Origin of the sequence: Bradyrhizobium sp. CCGB12 (assembly GCF_024199845.1) — a bacterium.
Classification (GTDB): Bacteria; Pseudomonadota; Alphaproteobacteria; order Rhizobiales; family Xanthobacteraceae; genus Bradyrhizobium.
Genome location: NZ_JANADO010000001.1, coordinates 465,988 through 480,301, shown reverse-complemented (window position 1 = coordinate 480,301; position 14,314 = coordinate 465,988). Strand labels below are relative to the sequence as shown.

The following is a 14,314-nucleotide window of genomic DNA, read 5'->3' as shown; positions in this document are numbered from 1 at the left end:
CCCTCACTGGATCAGGAAACGCGGAAACATCGGCATCGGCAGTCCGAGCACGTAGGGAAACAGGATTGCGCAGCCGAACGTCAGACAGGCGCCGACGATGGCGGCTTCCAGCCACCGCGTCTCATGCGAGCCTGCCGCCGCGATCATGAAACTCGCGAAAGCCGTGACGACAAGGCCGAGCGACCGGATCGACAGGGCGAAGAAGAGAATTGCCGCCACGACGAACAGCGGTCCCCGCCAGGAGTAATGGGACAGCGGCGCGCCCTCGTGCACGAGGCCCGTCAGGGCGATACCCGCGGATAAGGCCACCAGCAATCCGCCGAACATGCGCGGCGCGGTGCCCGCGCCGAAGGAGAAGCCCCGCATGCCCTGCAAGTCGCTCCCTGCCCACAGCGCGAACAGGGCAACCGCCATCAACACCACACCGCCGACATAGTCCTGCGCCGACCGGATCGTCATGAATACGGTGAGGATCGCCACGGCAAACAACGGATAGGAATAGATCAGCGCCAACAGCACCTCGGACGACGCCTTCTTGGCGCCGCCGCCGAACGATCCGAAGATGGTGCTGGGCGCCCCCACGAGCAGCGCCGTCACGTGGCTGGTGACGACCGTCGCCGGGCCTCGGCCGGCCCCCCAGCCGAAGATCGTCCCGATCGACCAGATCAATTCGAAAATCTGCGGCGCAATTGCCAACAGACAAAAGCCGAGCGCCAACCGGGTGTTTCGGGTGGCGGTCGCTGAGTGGCCCATCGTGTCGGCCATGCATGTCTCCTCCGCGACCCGTAAGTCACGAGCACTGTTGTTCTAAATCGGCTGGAACTGGATCCCCCCGCCCCGGATCACTGCCTAGCGATTTTCATCACACAATGCCAGCAAAACCCAACACCCCCCCAGCGAGCAGGAGCCAGAGTGGATTGATGCGCGAGATGGATGCGATCACCGCAACCGTGGCGGTCAGAAGCAGTGCAGCAATCGTGCGATCGGTCGACTGGGCCAGGATCAGGGCGCTCGCCGCCATCAATCCGATCGACAGGGGAACCAGTGCAGCCTGGATCAGGCCGGGCCAGCGCGATTGGCTGGGCCGGTTCAGGAGCCGGCTGACACAATAGGCAAGCAGCGCCGTCGGCAGGCACATCGCCAGCGTCGCCGCCAGCGCGCCGGGGATTCCGGCGACGGCATACCCGATCAGTGTCACGATAAGCACGTTCGGACCTGGCGAGAGCTGCGCAATCGCATAGGCATCGGTGAACTGCTTGTCGGTCATCCAATGATGCACCTCGACCGCGATGCGGTGCATCTCCGGCACCGCGGCCGCAGCGCCCCCGACCGCGAACAGCGACATCAGGCCAAAGGTGGAGATCAGCGCCCAGATCGGGTTTTCGGCGTTCATGCTGCTACTTTCCGCCGCAGGAAATAAGTGACCCCGACACTGACGGGAATCGCGACCAGCAGCACCGCCTGGAGCGGCAGACGGAGCACGCCGATGGCGGCGAACACGCCGAGCATCAGGATCAGCGCGACGGCGTCCATCCGCTTGAACAGCGGGGTCATCATGCGGAAGACCACCGCGATCAACAGCCCCACCGCCGCGCAGGAGATGCCGGCGAGGCTGCGGCGCAGCAGCTCCAATTCGCCAAAATGAGCGTAGATGATCGCGAGCACGGTCATGATCAGCGTCGGCGGGAGCAGCAGCCCGGCAAAGGCGGCAATTCCGCCCGCGATCCCGCGCAGCCGCGCGCCGAACACCATCGACAGATTGACGATGTTGGGACCGGGCAGGAAATGGCAGAGCGCAAAGGTCTCGTTGAACTCGTCCGCGGTCATCCAGCGGTGCTGCTCGACGATCGCACGTCGGGCAAACACCAGGACGCCGCCAAAACCCGCCAGCGACATCCGGGCGAACGCCAGGAAGAGCGCGACAAGGCCTGGCGGTGTGGTGGCAAGATCCGGCTCTTGGACGGCCGGTGCTGAATCCGTGGACATGTCAGGAGCTTAGAACGAGGGTCGTGCCGCGGCCAAGACGCTCCGGAACCTATCCAAGGGGAAACCGTACCCGTCTTGCTCGAAACCTCTGTTTTTCGAAACCTTTGCCTCCTATATTGGGGGTGCCGGTTCGCCGGCTATGGAAATAAACGGTCGTCGCAATAAACCATTCGGACCCGGGGGCGGTACCCGGCGCCTCCACCAAAGCCCACTCCGTGGGACTACCCGGACAGCGGGTTTTGGCGGGGGCGAAATAGGATCGACGAGGGCGTAAAGGGCGTACTTTTTCCCGGTATTGTTCCGCCGTTATCGGGCTACTGCAATAGTTGCCAACGACAACTTTGCTCCGGTTGCTCAGGCTGCGTAACGCAGTTTGAAAGACCACTTTAAAGTCCTAGCGGGTTAAGCTCCGCTAGGCGGGGTTCGGAGGCACCTGGCAACAGAAGCCTCCACTTTGCTCTTTGATTTCTTCCCCGGCGGGGACTCCTGCTGACCCGTCAGGCGCGGTACTATTGCGGCTTGGCGAGTCGGGCCGGCAGGGCCCAACTCCTGGAATGCAACAGGACCACCATGGCGACCGATCATATCCGATACGATGTGCTGGCCCGCGACGCGCTGCGCGGCGTGCTGCGCAAGGTGCTGACCGATGCCGCGGCCCATGGACTGCCGGGCGAGCACCATTTCTTCATCACCTTCGTATCGAAGGCCGAGGGCGTGAAACTGTCGTCGCGGCTGCTCGCACAATATCCGGAAGAGATGACGATCATCCTCCAGCACCAGTTCTGGGACCTGACCGTGCTCGAGGACCGTTTCGAGGTCGGCCTGTCCTTTGGTGGCATTCCGGAGCGGCTGATCGTGCCGTTCAGCGCCATCAAGAGCTTCCTCGATCCGTCCGTGAAATTCGGCCTTCAGTTCGACACCTCCGATGTCGCGGAGGTGGCACCCGAGAATTTGCCGGCGGCCCCCGCCGCCTCGGCCGTCGCGGTGCCCGCGCCTGCCACCGAACCGGCGGAGAGCACGGAGCAGCCGACGGCCCCGAACCAGGGCGGCGCCGAGGTCGTGCGGCTCGATCGTTTCCGCAAGAAATGATCTAGTTTGGGCCCGCGCCCGTCGCACACGGCCAAACTCCCTATATAGAACAGCATATCAAGAGACCGCGCGGCGTTTCGCGCGACGGAATGGATGTGCTCATGGCCAAGACTGCTGGTTCGACGACTGCTGGTTCGAAGACTGCTCGCTCGAAGACTGCCCGCTCCGCGTCCCGCACCGAGACCGACAGTTTCGGTCCCATCGAGGTCGCCGCCGACCGCTACTGGGGGGCGCAGACCGAACGCTCGCGCCAGAATTTCCGCATCGGCACGGATCGCATGCCGATCTCGCTCGTGCATGCGCTCGGCATCGTCAAGCTCGCCGCCGCGCAGTCCAATCGCGAACTCGGCCTGCTCGACCAGCGCCGCGCCAACGCCATCATCCGCGCCGCGCGTGAGGTGATCGACGGCAGCCTCGACGATCATTTCCCGCTCGTGGTGTGGCAGACCGGCTCGGGCACGCAGACCAACATGAACCTCAACGAGGTGATTGCCAACCGCGCCAACGAGCTGCTCGGCGGCGAGCTGGGCGCCAAGAAGCCGGTGCATCCCAACGACCACGTCAACATGAGCCAGTCGTCGAATGACTCGTTCCCGACCGCGATGCACATCGCGGCGGCAAGCCGCATCAATGTCGATCTCGTCCCTGCCCTCGGCGAGCTGCTCCGCGCGCTGCGCAAGAAGGAGAAGGAGTTCGCCAGAATCGTGAAAATCGGCCGCACGCACACCCAGGACGCCACGCCGCTGACGCTCGGCCAGGAGTTTTCCGGCTATGCCGCGCAGGTCGAGAGCGGCATCGCTCGGCTCAAGGTCGCGGTGAAGGACCTCTATCCGCTGGCGCAGGGCGGCACCGCCGTCGGCACCGGCCTCAACTCGAAGCCACGCTTTGCAAAACTGTTCGCAAAGCACGTTGCCGGGATTACGAAGCTGCCCTTCACCAGCGCTGCGAACAAATTCGAGGCGCTGGCGTCGAACGATGCCTATGTGCTGGTGCACGGCGCCATCAATGCGGCGGCGACGGGCCTGTTCAAGATCGCCAACGACATCCGCCTGCTTGGCTCCGGCCCGCGCTCGGGCCTCGGCGAATTGATCCTGCCGGAGAACGAGCCGGGCTCCTCGATCATGCCGGGCAAGGTCAATCCGACACAGTGCGAGGCGATGACTATGGTCTGCTGCCAGGTGTTCGGCAATCACACCGCCATCACGGTGGCGGGCAGCCAGGGCCATTTCGAGCTCAACGTCTACAAGCCCGTGCTCGCCTACAACATGCTGCATTCGATCCGCCTGATGGCCGACGCCGCGCGCTCCTTCACCGAGCATTGCGTCAGCGGCATCCGCGCCGACGAGAAGCGCATAAGTGAGCTGATGCAGCGTTCGCTGATGCTGGTGACGGCGCTTGCCCCGAAGATCGGCTACGACAATGCCGCCAAGGTGGCCAAGACCGCGCATGTCAACGGCACCACGCTGAAGGAGGAGGCGTTGCGTCTCGGCTTCGTCTCGGCTGACGAATTCGACCGTCTGGTGCGGCCGGAGAAGATGACCAGCCCGGGATAGTTTCCGAATTCCGATAGTCATCCGTAATGATACGGCTCAGAAATATGCGGCTTTGAGAGCGGGATTTGATTACCGTCAATGTTGTGGCCTGGCAGCGTGCTACGCAGCCCTTCTGCCCTCGACGGGCGAAATTCATCGTTTGGTGGCCCAAGAGGCCGATTGACGAGGACAAGCGAATGGCGATCAAGTCTTGGAGGGTGCAAGGCAGCACCCTGTTTCTGAGTATTTCATCCAGCCTGAAGAGGAGCGGATGATGGAGACGCGGCATGGGGAACGTCATCAACCTGAATCGTTTCAGGAAGCGCGCCGAGCGGGAAGCCTCGGCGAAGCAGGCGGACGCCAACCGGGCGAAGTTCGGCCGCACGAAGGCGGAACGGTCGGCGGAGGAGACACGCGCGGACAAGGCGAAGGCGCACCTGGACCAGCATCAGATCGATCGCGAGGAGCAGCCATGAAATCGCCCGTCGTGAAACGATCGATCGTGGTCGCCGGCCACAAGACCAGCGTCAGCCTGGAAGAGGCGTTCTGGAACGGCATGAAGGAGATCTCGGGCCTGCGCAACATGACGCTGTCCGAGCTCGTCGGCGAGATCGATGGCGCTCGCCAGCAGGGCAATCTGTCCTCGGCGATCCGCCTGTTCGTCCTCGATTACTTCAAGAGCCGAGCCATGGCCGCCATGCAGCCGGAAAAGGTCCCGGCCCAGTAGGCGTTGGGGCATATCCCTCATCGCAGCCCGAGTCCTGCACTTTAAAATCACTCTAAGGTGCAGTTTCGGCGAGCCCGCCCGCTTGACCTCAATGCCCTGCGTTGAAAATACAGGGCATGACCGACACCAAGGATACGCGTTCGCACATGCCGCTGGGCCTGGCCCAGCGCGGCTATATCGGCGTCATTCAGCATCTTGCCGCCAAGGACGCGGGCTCGGCGCTCTCGGACATCGAGCTCGAGAGCCGCCTGATCGAGCTCGGGTTCGTCGAGGGCGCCCGGGTCGAGGTCCTGCACGAGGGGCTGGTCGGGCGCGACCCGATCGCCGTGCGGGTCGACAACATCACGATCGCGGTGCGTCGGCGTGAAGCCATGGCCATCATCGTCGCTTAGATAGCGGCCGGACCTCTGATCCCGGACCAGTGCCCCCATGGAATTACCCCTGCTGCATCTCGCCCTGGTGGGCACACCAAACAGCGGCAAGACCTCGCTGTTCAATGCCCTGACCGGCAGCCGGCAGAAGGTCGCGAACTATCCGGGCGTCACCGTCGAGCGCAAGGAAGGCTTCTTCGTTACACCCCTGGGACGCCAGGTCTCCGTGGTCGACCTGCCCGGCACCTATTCGCTGCGCGGTCGCAGCCCGGATGAGGAGATCACCCGCGACTTCGTGCTCGGCAAGGCCTCCGGCGAGACGATGCCCGATCTCGTGCTGTGCGTGGCCGATTCCACCAATCTGCGGCTGACCATCCGCCTGCTGCTCGAGCTCAAGCGCACGGGACGGCCGATGATCCTCGTGCTCAACATGTTCGACATCGCGACGCGCCGCGGCATCAGTGTCGACGTGGAACGGCTCGCCAAGGAGCTGGGGGTGCCCGTGGTCACCTCGATCGCGGTGCGCAAGGGCGGCACCGCAGATCTGTTGCAGCTGACCGACGAGATCGCGGCAAAACTAGCCGCCGAGCCACAGGAGAACAGCTGGCGCGCGCTCAGCGTCAGCGAGTTGCGCGCAACCCAGCGCGAGGCCGACCGCATCATCGGCGAGTGCGTCGGCCTGCCTGCTAGGCCCGACACCTGGACCGCGCGGATCGACGCGATCGTGCTGCATCCCGTCGGCGGCCTCGTCGTGCTCGCGCTGATCCTGTTCGTGATGTTCCAGGCGGTGTTCGCCTGGGCGCAGCCGCTGATGGAGCTGCTCAATTCGGGCTTCGATGCGCTCGGCGAGTTCGTGCACGCCACCCTCCCCGCCGGCCTGCTCCAGAGCTTCCTTCAGAACGGCGTGATCTCGGGCGTCGGCAGCGTCATCGTGTTCCTGCCGCAGATCATCATCATCTTCCTGTTCATCCTGCTGCTCGAAGATTTCGGCTACATGGCGCGCGCCGCGTTCCTGATGGACCGCATCATGGGCGGCGCCGGCCTGCACGGCCGCGCCTTCATTCCGCTCCTGTCGAGCTTCGCCTGCGCCATTCCCGGCATCATGGCGACGCGCGTCATCGACAACAAACGCGACCGGCTGACCACGATCCTGATCGCGCCGCTGATGACCTGCTCGGCGCGCATTCCCGTCTACACGCTGATCATCTCCGCCTTCATTCCGGCCAGGGACGTCTGGGGCTTCATCAACCTCCAGGGGCTCGTGATGTTCGGCCTCTATGCGGCCGGCATCACCAGTGCGCTTGCCGTCTCGTTCCTGATCAAGTTCTTCATGCTGCGCGACTTTGCGCCGGCGCCGTTCATGCTGGAGCTGCCGGACTACAAGATGCCGCGGCTGAAATCGATCGCGATCGGCATCTACACCCGCGCCAAGATGTTCTTGCAGCGCGCCGGCACCACGATCTTCTCGATGATGGTGCTGATCTGGTTTCTGGCCTCATTCCCGCAGCCGCCGGCAGGCGCGACCGAGCCGGCCATCGACTTCAGCCTGGCCGCGATGATCGGCAAGGCGCTCGAGCCGCTGCTCGCCCCTGTCGGATTCAACTGGCAGATCGCGGTCGCGCTGATCCCGGGCATGGCGGCGCGCGAGGTCGCGGTCGCAGCGCTCGGCACCGTCTACGCGATCGAGGGCGGCAAGGAGGCGGCCGAGCAGATCGGCCAGGTGCTGGCGACGAAATGGTCACTGGCGACCGCCCTGTCGATGCTGGCCTGGTACATCTTCGCCCCGCAATGCGCCTCCACGCTAGCCGTGATCCGGCGCGAGACCGGAAGCTGGGGATGGATGGCCGTGACCTTCACCTACATGCTGGTGCTGGCCTATGCGGCGAGCCTCGTGACCTACAATGTCGCGGTCGCGCTGGGCGCGGGATAACACCCAACAAAGCTAAGACTGCGAAAACAACCCCATGCACAGTAGACGGGGGTTGCGGAATCAATGGCTTACGCGTGCGCTAAAGAATCCCGGCCACAGACTGCGCGCCGATTGCGCCGTCGGGCAAAACACTGGCACAATGGCATCGTCGAAGAATTGCCGGGACCAGGATGGAGATCCCCCGGCGAACACCAACGATGGCAAGGATCCGTCTTGGCTGTGCCGTCTTGCGAGGCCCATCTCGCGCGTCGCCGCCGCGATCGAGTAGGCCAGGTTCGACACAACCTTTTCGGACCGCGGCGTAACGGCCCGCGCAAGGTTGATCTATATCAACGTGATCGATCTCTTGAAGAAGCGGCGACTCTCGGTGTCGTGGTCACGAGAGCGGTGTTTGGCCCGGGCTATGTCACTGACCACCGGATCATCGGCGCCGTGCTGGTTTATCTGCTGATTGCTGTTGGATTTGCCTGCATATTCACGTTCTTGGGATTATCGATCGACGGTGCATTCAAGGGAATCGAGTTCGAGGACGACCGCTCGCTCGCGAGCAAGGTTTTCTATCTCAGCTTCGCCACGCTGACGACCACCGGATATGGCGATACTCGGCGAGCAGAACCAACACATTGACCGATGATACGCCGCCAAACGCAGCACGTTCCTGTCCGTTGGTACTATGAACGTTGGGACAATAGTCATTGGCTCCAGTTTTGAACAAGCTTGATATCGGCCAGAACGAGGCGGCGCGACACCAGCCCCGAGGCACACGCGCTGCGACTGACAAACCCGATCGTCATGAGATTGAGGAGTTGGTCCGATGCTGATGCACTTGACCTCGGCTTCCCTGCCACGCCCGCATTCTCTCAGTGAACTCGGAATGACCGCGGACTCCAATCCAATGATCAGCCTGAGCGAGTTCAAATACCGGCGCGGTAGCGAGATCTACGGCGAGAAGGAGCCCGCCGAGTATATCTACCAGGTCAAGTCGGGGACGGTACGAAGCTACAAACTGCTGTCCGACGGACGCCGGCAGATCAGCGCATTCCATGTCCCCGGCGACATCTTCGGATTGGAGAACAGCGGGGTGCATCGCTTTACGACAGAAGCCGTGGTGGACACGACCGTGCGCTTGATCAGGCGCGAGAGCCTCGACTCCGCCGCCGAAAATGACGGCGCGCTGATCAGGAATCTGCTCTGCATGACCACGACGAATCTCCGGCATGCGGAGGACCACATGCTTCTGCTCGGGCGCAAGACGTCAATGGAGCGGGTTGCCGCCTTCCTGATCGAAATGGACAGACGGCTCACCGCTGCAGGAATCCTGTCGCTGCCGATGACCCGACGCGACATCGCGGATTATCTCGGCCTGACGATCGAGACCATCTCGCGGTCGCTGTCGTATTTGCGCGAACTCGGCATCCTCCGCTTCATCGACAACAACCAGCGTCACCTCGTCATCATGGACAGGCAGCAACTCGCCGCATTCGACCGGCGGAATTGACGCTGAACGCGCTGAAATCCTGGCGCTTGTTCGACGCCCCATGAAAAAGGCCCCGGTCGATGCCGGGGCCTGAGTTCACTGGGGAGACTCGAGATCAATAGTGAGCCGCGACCGGAGCACCGAAACCACCGAAGCGGTAATTCAGCCGGAGCGTGATCATGTCCACATCCTGGCTGATCCCGTTACCCGCAATGAAGCCCCCGGAAGGGAGGGGAACGCCGACGAAGGCGTTGTTGTCATTCCCCATCCAGAGATGGTCGTATTCAACGCCGACCGACCAGTTCGGCGCGAAGCCATATTCATAGCCGACACCTAGGGCGCCGCCCCAACGCGTGTGACCTGCCGAGGCGATGCCGATCCCGGTCAAGTTGTCGAATAGATCAAGGCGATTGCGCGTCACGGCGGCGCCACCCTTCACGTAGAACAGTGACGCGTTCCATGCCCAACCGAGCTGTACCGTGAAGAGGCCAATGGCGTCTGTTTTGGCTGTGGTTGAGAGAAATGGATCGATCAGGCTGACGCGGGTGTTCTTGAGATCGGCCCAATCGCCCTGTGCTTCCAATCCGAGCACAAACTGATTGGTCTGCCAGCGGTACCCGATCTGTCCGCCCGCAACGCCTCCGGAACGATCACCGCAAGCGCCTGCGGCTACCCCTAAGTCGTTTACGAAGTCCACGCAACCGTGGCTCTGGGCCCATCCGCCGTTGGCGCCGATGTAGAACCCGCTCCAGTTGTAGATCGCCACCACCGGCGCCGGCGGGGGTGCCTTGACGGCCATGTCGGCCGCCATGGCCGGAGCTACCATACTCAGCGCCGCGAAACCGATTGCAGCGATCGAGAGCCTTTTCATCGTCATATCCCCTTTGCTCGAATCTTCCCGTCCCCAAAATGCGAGCCCTTGTGCAGGATTGGCGTGCACAAACGGCGCGAATATCCGGAATTCTACCTGCGAGGGAATTTTCAGCCCGTATCAAAATGGCAACATTCCAGCGCCATCGCTGTGCACGTTGCCGTGCTTAGTCGGTGTTCTGAGCTCCGGCCCCTGCGGCGCTTTCCCGTCCGTCGGCAAGCCACGCGTTGATGCCGGACGCCGGAATGACCCTCTTGGGAAGGTGGGGATTGATCGTGCCCGCAAAGACAGCGAGGCCTTCGTCGAGTTTTGCGCGCGCGAACAATTTTGCGTCGTGCTCCGTCACAAACGTCTTTGTTTCGCGAGGGCTCCGCTGTCTCGGCAGGATGCCGCGCTTTTGCACTTCAAAGGTGACGTACCAGATCGGGATCATCGCGCTCACCAATTTGTCACCAGCCATAGGAGGTGGTTGTGGCGCGGTCATGATCGCGACGATTGATTCAGATCAAGTCGCGACTTTGACGACCCGATGCCGCGATTGAATCGTTGGGCGGAGCTGCGGTAGGAAGATTGATCGGCGTGATCGGCGAGACCGACATGCGAATCCAGCCCCGGATTCCGCTGCACTCCATCCGGGCTACGGGCCGCTCTTATGCATCACTTCAGCACCAACAGGCTAACCGCCGAGCGATTGCACGAATCTGACATCGCCGACCTCGTCGCGCTGCATCTCGATGCCGAGGTGTCGCGCTATCTCGGCGGGGTGCGGGCGCCGGACGTCACGAGGACCTACCTTGCGACCAACATGGCGCATTGGGACCAGCATGGCTTCGGACTCTGGACGCTGCGAACGAAAGACGGCACCTTCGCCGGGCGAGCCGGCATCCGGCACATTCTCGTGGACGACGTCGACGAGATCGAGATTGCCTACGCCTTCAAACGCGAATTCTGGGGCCAGGGATTTGCAAGCGAGATCGCGACCGCGCTGACGGACATCGCCCTGTCGCAACTGAAACTGCTCTCTCTTATCGGCATCGTGTTCGTCGGCAACGGCGCATCGCGCCGCGTGCTGGAGAAATCGAACTATCTCCTCGAGCGGAGCACGATCCGTCACGGCGAGGACGTCGTGATCTACCGCATCCGGCGGTGAGAGCGCCGGTAGCCTCATGGCTCCAGCGTGTAGGAGCGCCCGGGTTCGAGCACGTAGATGGTCAGAAAGCGCAGCGGACGTTCCGGGTCGCAATTGCGAAACAGGCTGTGCGGAAGATCCGCCCGATCCTGCAGCGTCTCGCCCGCCCGGTATTGTCGCGGTTCATCGCCGCCATAGGCGGACTCGGCGACCCCTTCGACGATGTAGACCGCGCCCGCAACCGGATGCCGGTGAAGCGGCGCCACGCCGCCGGGCGGATAGGTGACCTCGACGACCATGAGCTCCTGATTGCCGGGCATTGGAAGGCGTTCGAGAACCTTGCGCGTGACACCGGCAAATCCCGCTTGTTGAGCGCTTGCCTGACCGTCGGTCCGTTCGACCATGGAGCACCTGTCTCGTTCGGAATCGGAGGGAGATCTAGAATGCCAGTTGCAGCCGCGTCAGTACACCGGCGAAAGGGGCAACGATGGCGCCTGCACACGATCGCATCAAAATCTCCGTCGGCATGACCACGCGGTCCGCTAGCGCGACTGGTCTCGTCCGTCCTCCGGATCGCTCTCCGGCTCCTGGATCAGCACCGCCGGTTCGTCATAGCCTTTGCGGCTGCTGTAGAAGACCAGCGCCATCAGTCCGACGCCGACGACCAGCGAGAACACGACACCGAGCACCAGCGCGACGTAACCCGCCTTCGGCACCTCCGTATCCGTGCTGAACCAGCCGAGATAGCCGAGCGCGCCGGCGCCAACGAGCATCGCGCACAGCACCGCGATGACCAGCCATCTGGCAAGCCTGCCGTCGCGCGGACTGGATGGTGCCGGTTGTCCGTCGCTGCTGGTCATGGAGATCTCCAGAAGGCCCGCGTGTCGCGCGGCCGTCGCGTGACGCTACGGCGCAGTGGCCTTGGCTGCGATGGCACGCAGAGCGCCGGTCATTGCGGTGACGACAGCCGTCGCCGGCTCGCCGACGCCATGACGCCCGGCTAGATACGCAGGGTCGTTGTAGGACAGCCAGGTCGCGCCCTGCTCGTCCTGCCAAACCAGTGCCTTCAGCGGCAGGTCGATGCCGATGGTCTGCGCCTGCTGCATCAACGGCGTGCCGCCCTTGGCGTTGCCGAAGATGACGAGATCAGTCGGCCGCAGCGGCAGGCCGACCGCGGTGGCGCCCGCTGCGTGATCGACATGGGCGAACACAGTGAGGCCCTTGGCCTTCACCTCGGCCTCCAGCCGCTTCATCGTGTCTTCCGGCCCGAAGCTGCTCTTGATGGTGATGAGTCCCTCTGCCGCCATGATTTGCGTCTCCCATAAACATACAGCTGCGATCAGCGCGAGTATCCTGATCAGTCCCGAAAGCCTCATGAGCGCGAGCTCACTTCCTGCGGAACAGCTTCGCCGGGTCGAATTCCGGCTCTGGAATGAAGCCGTCGCGATTGGGCATCCTGATCTTCGGCAAGGAGTCCTTGTCGACCTTGCCATCGGCGAGAACGATGCCGTTTAGGCTCAGGATGTAGGCGGTGACGGCATAGGTCTCGTCAGTGCTGAGCGAGCCCGGCGTCGGATAGGGCATCGCGCGGTGAATGTAGTCGTACAAGGTCGTCGCATAGGGCCAGAAGCTGCCGACGGTCTTGACCGGCGTGCTGGATGCGAGCGTGCCCTGCCCGCCGACGAGGCGATCCTTGATGCCGCCCTGGCCATTGTCGCCGTGACACGCCGCGCAATTGTCGGCGAAGATCTGCTTGCCCTGCGCCGCCGTGCCGCCGCCGTCAGGCAGGCCCTTGCCGTCGGGGGCGATGTCGATGTCCCACAGCTTGCTTTCCTGTGGCGTTGCCGGACGCCCGAAATCGAACGCCAGTGCGGGTGCGGCGAGCAGGCCGGCGGCGAGGATGCCGGCGAGAAACAGCTTGTCATGCGAGGACATTGCGGACCCTCCCGGCCTCGTCGATGCTCCAGGTCTGCTGGGCGTTGTAATGAAACAGCGCATTGGTCCCCATCGTGGCGATGAAGGACTGCCGGTCCGGCTGAACGTTGCCCTTCTCGTCGGTCGAGCGGCTCACGATTTTCGTCGGCTTGCCGTCCCAGACCCAATCCATCTGGAAGCGCACCTGCGCCTTGGAGAGCACCGGTTGGCTCAGTTGCGCGGTCTTCCAGGTTTTCGCGCCGTCGGTCGAAATCTCGACCTTGGCAATCTTGCCATGCCCGCTCCAGGCCAGGCCGGAGATGCGGTTGTAGCCCGGCTGGATCTGCATCATGCCCGAGGGCTGGGTGATGACGGAGTTGTTCTCCATCCTCAGCTGAAATTGCCTTGCCTTGCCGTTAGCGAGCAGCTGCGTGTAGCGCGCGGTCTCCCAACGCGTCATCCAGGGTCCGTTGCCGAACTTGAGACGGCGCAGCCATTTGATATTGAGGTTGCCTTCGAACCCCGGCATCACCAGCCGCATCGGAAAACCGTGCGCGGGCCGCAGTGGCTCGCCGTTCTGACCATACGCGACGAAAGCTTCGTTCACGATCTCGTCGGTGAGCGGAATGCTGCGGTCGACGCCCGCGCCGTCGCCGCCTTCGGCCAGCATCCAGTTCGCACCCTTGTCCTTGGCGACGAGGTCGATCAGGAATTTGAGCGGAACGCCGGTCCATTCATTGGTGCTGACGAGGCCATGCGTGTTTTGCACCGTCACATCGGGATCGGCCTTCTTCCAGTTCTCCCAGCCGTTGCCGGTGCACTCGATGAACACGACGCGCGTAACCGACGGCATCCGCTTCAGATCGTCAACGCTGAACACCAGCGGCTTCGAGACCATGCCATGCATCAGTAGCCGGTGTTGCGCAGGATCGATATCGGGCACGCCGGAATGACTGCGCTCGTAGTGCAGATCGGTTGGCGTGATATTGCCCACGAGCTTCTGATGCGGCGTCTTGGAATTGATGGCATCGCCGGGATCGACGTTGCGCTTGCCCGGCGTCGCCTCGGGAATGCGATCGAGCCTGGCGAAACGGGAGCGTTCGCTGTGCGCGCTGAGATCGGCGCCGGGCCCGCGATCGGGGATGTCGGCCAGCGTCTCGGCGCCTGCCGCCTCGGTCGCAACCGCGCCAAGGATGCCCGCCGACAGGCCTCCGACGAAGCCGCGGCGCGATACATTCGCAGACCCCGGCAACAACTCGATTGGTGTCTTGGACGTCATGCGATCTCC

General features: G+C 63.2%; 19 protein-coding genes and 1 other RNA gene. 10 read left to right on the top strand and 10 right to left on the bottom strand.

The genetic code is table 11. The features are described 5' to 3' along the window. Positions 1-3 precede the first annotated feature (3 nt). The 3 genes from NLM27_RS02240 to NLM27_RS02230 form a co-directional block, all read right to left on the bottom strand. Positions 4-765, bottom strand: a complete 762-nt coding sequence (locus NLM27_RS02240; RefSeq protein WP_254141785.1) for a tripartite tricarboxylate transporter TctB family protein — start codon at positions 763-765, stop codon at positions 4-6. A 97-nt stretch (positions 766-862) separates the two neighbouring features. Next, entirely contained in the window at positions 863-1,393 is a 531-nt protein-coding gene (locus NLM27_RS02235) for a chromate transporter (RefSeq protein WP_254141784.1), read from the bottom strand. Continuing rightward, positions 1,390-1,986 carry a chromate transporter gene (locus NLM27_RS02230; RefSeq protein WP_254141783.1) on the bottom strand — a complete coding sequence of 199 codons (597 nt, stop codon included), beginning with the start codon at positions 1,984-1,986 and terminating at the stop codon, positions 1,390-1,392. The genes NLM27_RS02235 and NLM27_RS02230 overlap by 4 nt, the downstream gene beginning before the upstream one ends. An 85-nt stretch (positions 1,987-2,071) precedes the next feature. Here NLM27_RS02230 and ssrA point away from each other — a divergent pair. From ssrA to NLM27_RS02185, 9 genes are all read left to right on the top strand, one after another. Next, positions 2,072-2,440, top strand: a transfer-messenger RNA (tmRNA) gene (gene ssrA / locus NLM27_RS02225). A gap of 116 nt (positions 2,441-2,556) precedes the next feature. Then, the gene (locus NLM27_RS02220; protein WP_254141782.1) at positions 2,557-3,075 is read left to right on the top strand and encodes an SspB family protein; all 519 of its coding nucleotides are present in this window, start codon (positions 2,557-2,559) and stop codon (positions 3,073-3,075) included. An 89-nt stretch (positions 3,076-3,164) separates the two neighbouring features. Further along, complete coding sequence (gene fumC / locus NLM27_RS02215) at positions 3,165-4,628, top strand: class II fumarate hydratase (RefSeq protein WP_375142225.1); 1,464 nt, start codon at positions 3,165-3,167, stop codon at positions 4,626-4,628. 266 nt (positions 4,629-4,894) lie between these two features. Next, entirely contained in the window at positions 4,895-5,083 is a 189-nt protein-coding gene (locus tag NLM27_RS02210) for a DUF4169 family protein (protein ID WP_130364945.1), read from the top strand. Then, complete coding sequence (locus tag NLM27_RS02205; RefSeq protein WP_254141780.1) at positions 5,080-5,334, top strand: ribbon-helix-helix domain-containing protein; 255 nt, start codon at positions 5,080-5,082, stop codon at positions 5,332-5,334. The genes NLM27_RS02210 and NLM27_RS02205 overlap by 4 nt, the downstream gene beginning before the upstream one ends. Positions 5,335-5,450: 116 nt before the next feature. Beyond that, complete coding sequence (locus NLM27_RS02200) at positions 5,451-5,726, top strand: FeoA family protein (protein WP_254141779.1); 276 nt, start codon at positions 5,451-5,453, stop codon at positions 5,724-5,726. Between the two features lie 37 nt (positions 5,727-5,763). Further along, complete coding sequence (locus NLM27_RS02195) at positions 5,764-7,635, top strand: ferrous iron transporter B (RefSeq protein WP_254141778.1); 1,872 nt, start codon at positions 5,764-5,766, stop codon at positions 7,633-7,635. A 213-nt stretch (positions 7,636-7,848) separates the two neighbouring features. After that, on the top strand, positions 7,849-8,262 hold the full coding sequence (locus NLM27_RS02190; protein ID WP_254141777.1) for an ion transporter: 414 nt from the start codon (positions 7,849-7,851) through the stop codon (positions 8,260-8,262). 247 nt (positions 8,263-8,509) lie between these two features. Beyond that, a complete protein-coding gene (locus tag NLM27_RS02185; RefSeq protein WP_375142224.1) occupies positions 8,510-9,133 on the top strand; it encodes a helix-turn-helix domain-containing protein in 624 nt (207 codons plus the stop codon). A 94-nt stretch (positions 9,134-9,227) separates the two neighbouring features. Here the strand turns inward: NLM27_RS02185 and NLM27_RS02180 are convergent, their stop codons facing one another. Continuing rightward, positions 9,228-9,983 carry an outer membrane protein gene (locus tag NLM27_RS02180; protein WP_254141775.1) on the bottom strand — a complete coding sequence of 252 codons (756 nt, stop codon included), beginning with the start codon at positions 9,981-9,983 and terminating at the stop codon, positions 9,228-9,230. Between the two features lie 166 nt (positions 9,984-10,149). Then, entirely contained in the window at positions 10,150-10,416 is a 267-nt protein-coding gene (locus tag NLM27_RS02175; protein WP_254148733.1) for a hypothetical protein, read from the bottom strand. Between the two features lie 219 nt (positions 10,417-10,635). On the opposite strand from NLM27_RS02175, the gene NLM27_RS02170 reads away from it, so the two are divergent. Continuing rightward, positions 10,636-11,133 (top strand): GNAT family N-acetyltransferase, encoded by a 498-nt coding sequence (locus tag NLM27_RS02170; protein ID WP_254141774.1) that lies wholly within the window; start codon positions 10,636-10,638, stop codon positions 11,131-11,133. A 14-nt stretch (positions 11,134-11,147) separates the two neighbouring features. Here the strand turns inward: NLM27_RS02170 and NLM27_RS02165 are convergent, their stop codons facing one another. The 5 genes from NLM27_RS02165 to soxC form a co-directional block, all read right to left on the bottom strand. After that, positions 11,148-11,516, bottom strand: a complete 369-nt coding sequence (locus tag NLM27_RS02165) for a cupin domain-containing protein (RefSeq protein ID WP_254141773.1) — start codon at positions 11,514-11,516, stop codon at positions 11,148-11,150. Positions 11,517-11,654: 138 nt separating this feature from the next. Beyond that, positions 11,655-11,972, bottom strand: a complete 318-nt coding sequence (locus tag NLM27_RS02160; RefSeq protein ID WP_254141772.1) for a hypothetical protein — start codon at positions 11,970-11,972, stop codon at positions 11,655-11,657. Positions 11,973-12,017: 45 nt separating this feature from the next. After that, entirely contained in the window at positions 12,018-12,488 is a 471-nt protein-coding gene (locus NLM27_RS02155) for a DUF302 domain-containing protein (RefSeq protein WP_254141771.1), read from the bottom strand. 10 nt (positions 12,489-12,498) lie between these two features. After that, positions 12,499-13,047, bottom strand: a complete 549-nt coding sequence (locus NLM27_RS02150) for a c-type cytochrome (RefSeq protein WP_254141770.1) — start codon at positions 13,045-13,047, stop codon at positions 12,499-12,501. Further along, positions 13,034-14,305, bottom strand: a complete 1,272-nt coding sequence (gene soxC / locus NLM27_RS02145; RefSeq protein ID WP_254141769.1) for a sulfite dehydrogenase — start codon at positions 14,303-14,305, stop codon at positions 13,034-13,036. Before soxC ends, NLM27_RS02150 begins: the two co-directional genes overlap by 14 nt. Positions 14,306-14,314 lie beyond the last annotated feature (9 nt).

What these genes read in the sequence shown, in the direction of transcription:
- NLM27_RS02185 (WP_375142224.1), top strand. Translation starts at nt 8,510, where the DNA reads ATGACCGCGGACTCCAATCCAATGATCAGCCTGAGCGAGTTCAAATAC.
- soxC (WP_254141769.1), bottom strand. Translation starts at nt 14,305, where the DNA reads ATGACGTCCAAGACACCAATCGAGTTGTTGCCGGGGTCTGCGAATGTA.
- NLM27_RS02205 (WP_254141780.1), top strand. Translation starts at nt 5,080, where the DNA reads ATGAAATCGCCCGTCGTGAAACGATCGATCGTGGTCGCCGGCCACAAG.
- NLM27_RS02200 (WP_254141779.1), top strand. Translation starts at nt 5,451, where the DNA reads ATGACCGACACCAAGGATACGCGTTCGCACATGCCGCTGGGCCTGGCC.
- NLM27_RS02170 (WP_254141774.1), top strand. Translation starts at nt 10,636, where the DNA reads ATGCATCACTTCAGCACCAACAGGCTAACCGCCGAGCGATTGCACGAA.
- NLM27_RS02220 (WP_254141782.1), top strand. Translation starts at nt 2,557, where the DNA reads ATGGCGACCGATCATATCCGATACGATGTGCTGGCCCGCGACGCGCTG.
- NLM27_RS02155 (WP_254141771.1), bottom strand. Translation starts at nt 12,488, where the DNA reads ATGAGGCTTTCGGGACTGATCAGGATACTCGCGCTGATCGCAGCTGTA.
- NLM27_RS02240 (WP_254141785.1), bottom strand. Translation starts at nt 765, where the DNA reads ATGGCCGACACGATGGGCCACTCAGCGACCGCCACCCGAAACACCCGG.
- NLM27_RS02150 (WP_254141770.1), bottom strand. Translation starts at nt 13,047, where the DNA reads ATGTCCTCGCATGACAAGCTGTTTCTCGCCGGCATCCTCGCCGCCGGC.
- NLM27_RS02235 (WP_254141784.1), bottom strand. Translation starts at nt 1,393, where the DNA reads ATGAACGCCGAAAACCCGATCTGGGCGCTGATCTCCACCTTTGGCCTG.
- NLM27_RS02160 (WP_254141772.1), bottom strand. Translation starts at nt 11,972, where the DNA reads ATGACCAGCAGCGACGGACAACCGGCACCATCCAGTCCGCGCGACGGC.
- NLM27_RS02210 (WP_130364945.1), top strand. Translation starts at nt 4,895, where the DNA reads ATGGGGAACGTCATCAACCTGAATCGTTTCAGGAAGCGCGCCGAGCGG.
- NLM27_RS02165 (WP_254141773.1), bottom strand. Translation starts at nt 11,516, where the DNA reads ATGGTCGAACGGACCGACGGTCAGGCAAGCGCTCAACAAGCGGGATTT.
- NLM27_RS02180 (WP_254141775.1), bottom strand. Translation starts at nt 9,983, where the DNA reads ATGAAAAGGCTCTCGATCGCTGCAATCGGTTTCGCGGCGCTGAGTATG.
- NLM27_RS02230 (WP_254141783.1), bottom strand. Translation starts at nt 1,986, where the DNA reads ATGTCCACGGATTCAGCACCGGCCGTCCAAGAGCCGGATCTTGCCACC.
- NLM27_RS02175 (WP_254148733.1), bottom strand. Translation starts at nt 10,416, where the DNA reads ATGATCCCGATCTGGTACGTCACCTTTGAAGTGCAAAAGCGCGGCATC.
- NLM27_RS02195 (WP_254141778.1), top strand. Translation starts at nt 5,764, where the DNA reads ATGGAATTACCCCTGCTGCATCTCGCCCTGGTGGGCACACCAAACAGC.
- fumC (WP_375142225.1), top strand. Translation starts at nt 3,165, where the DNA reads ATGGATGTGCTCATGGCCAAGACTGCTGGTTCGACGACTGCTGGTTCG.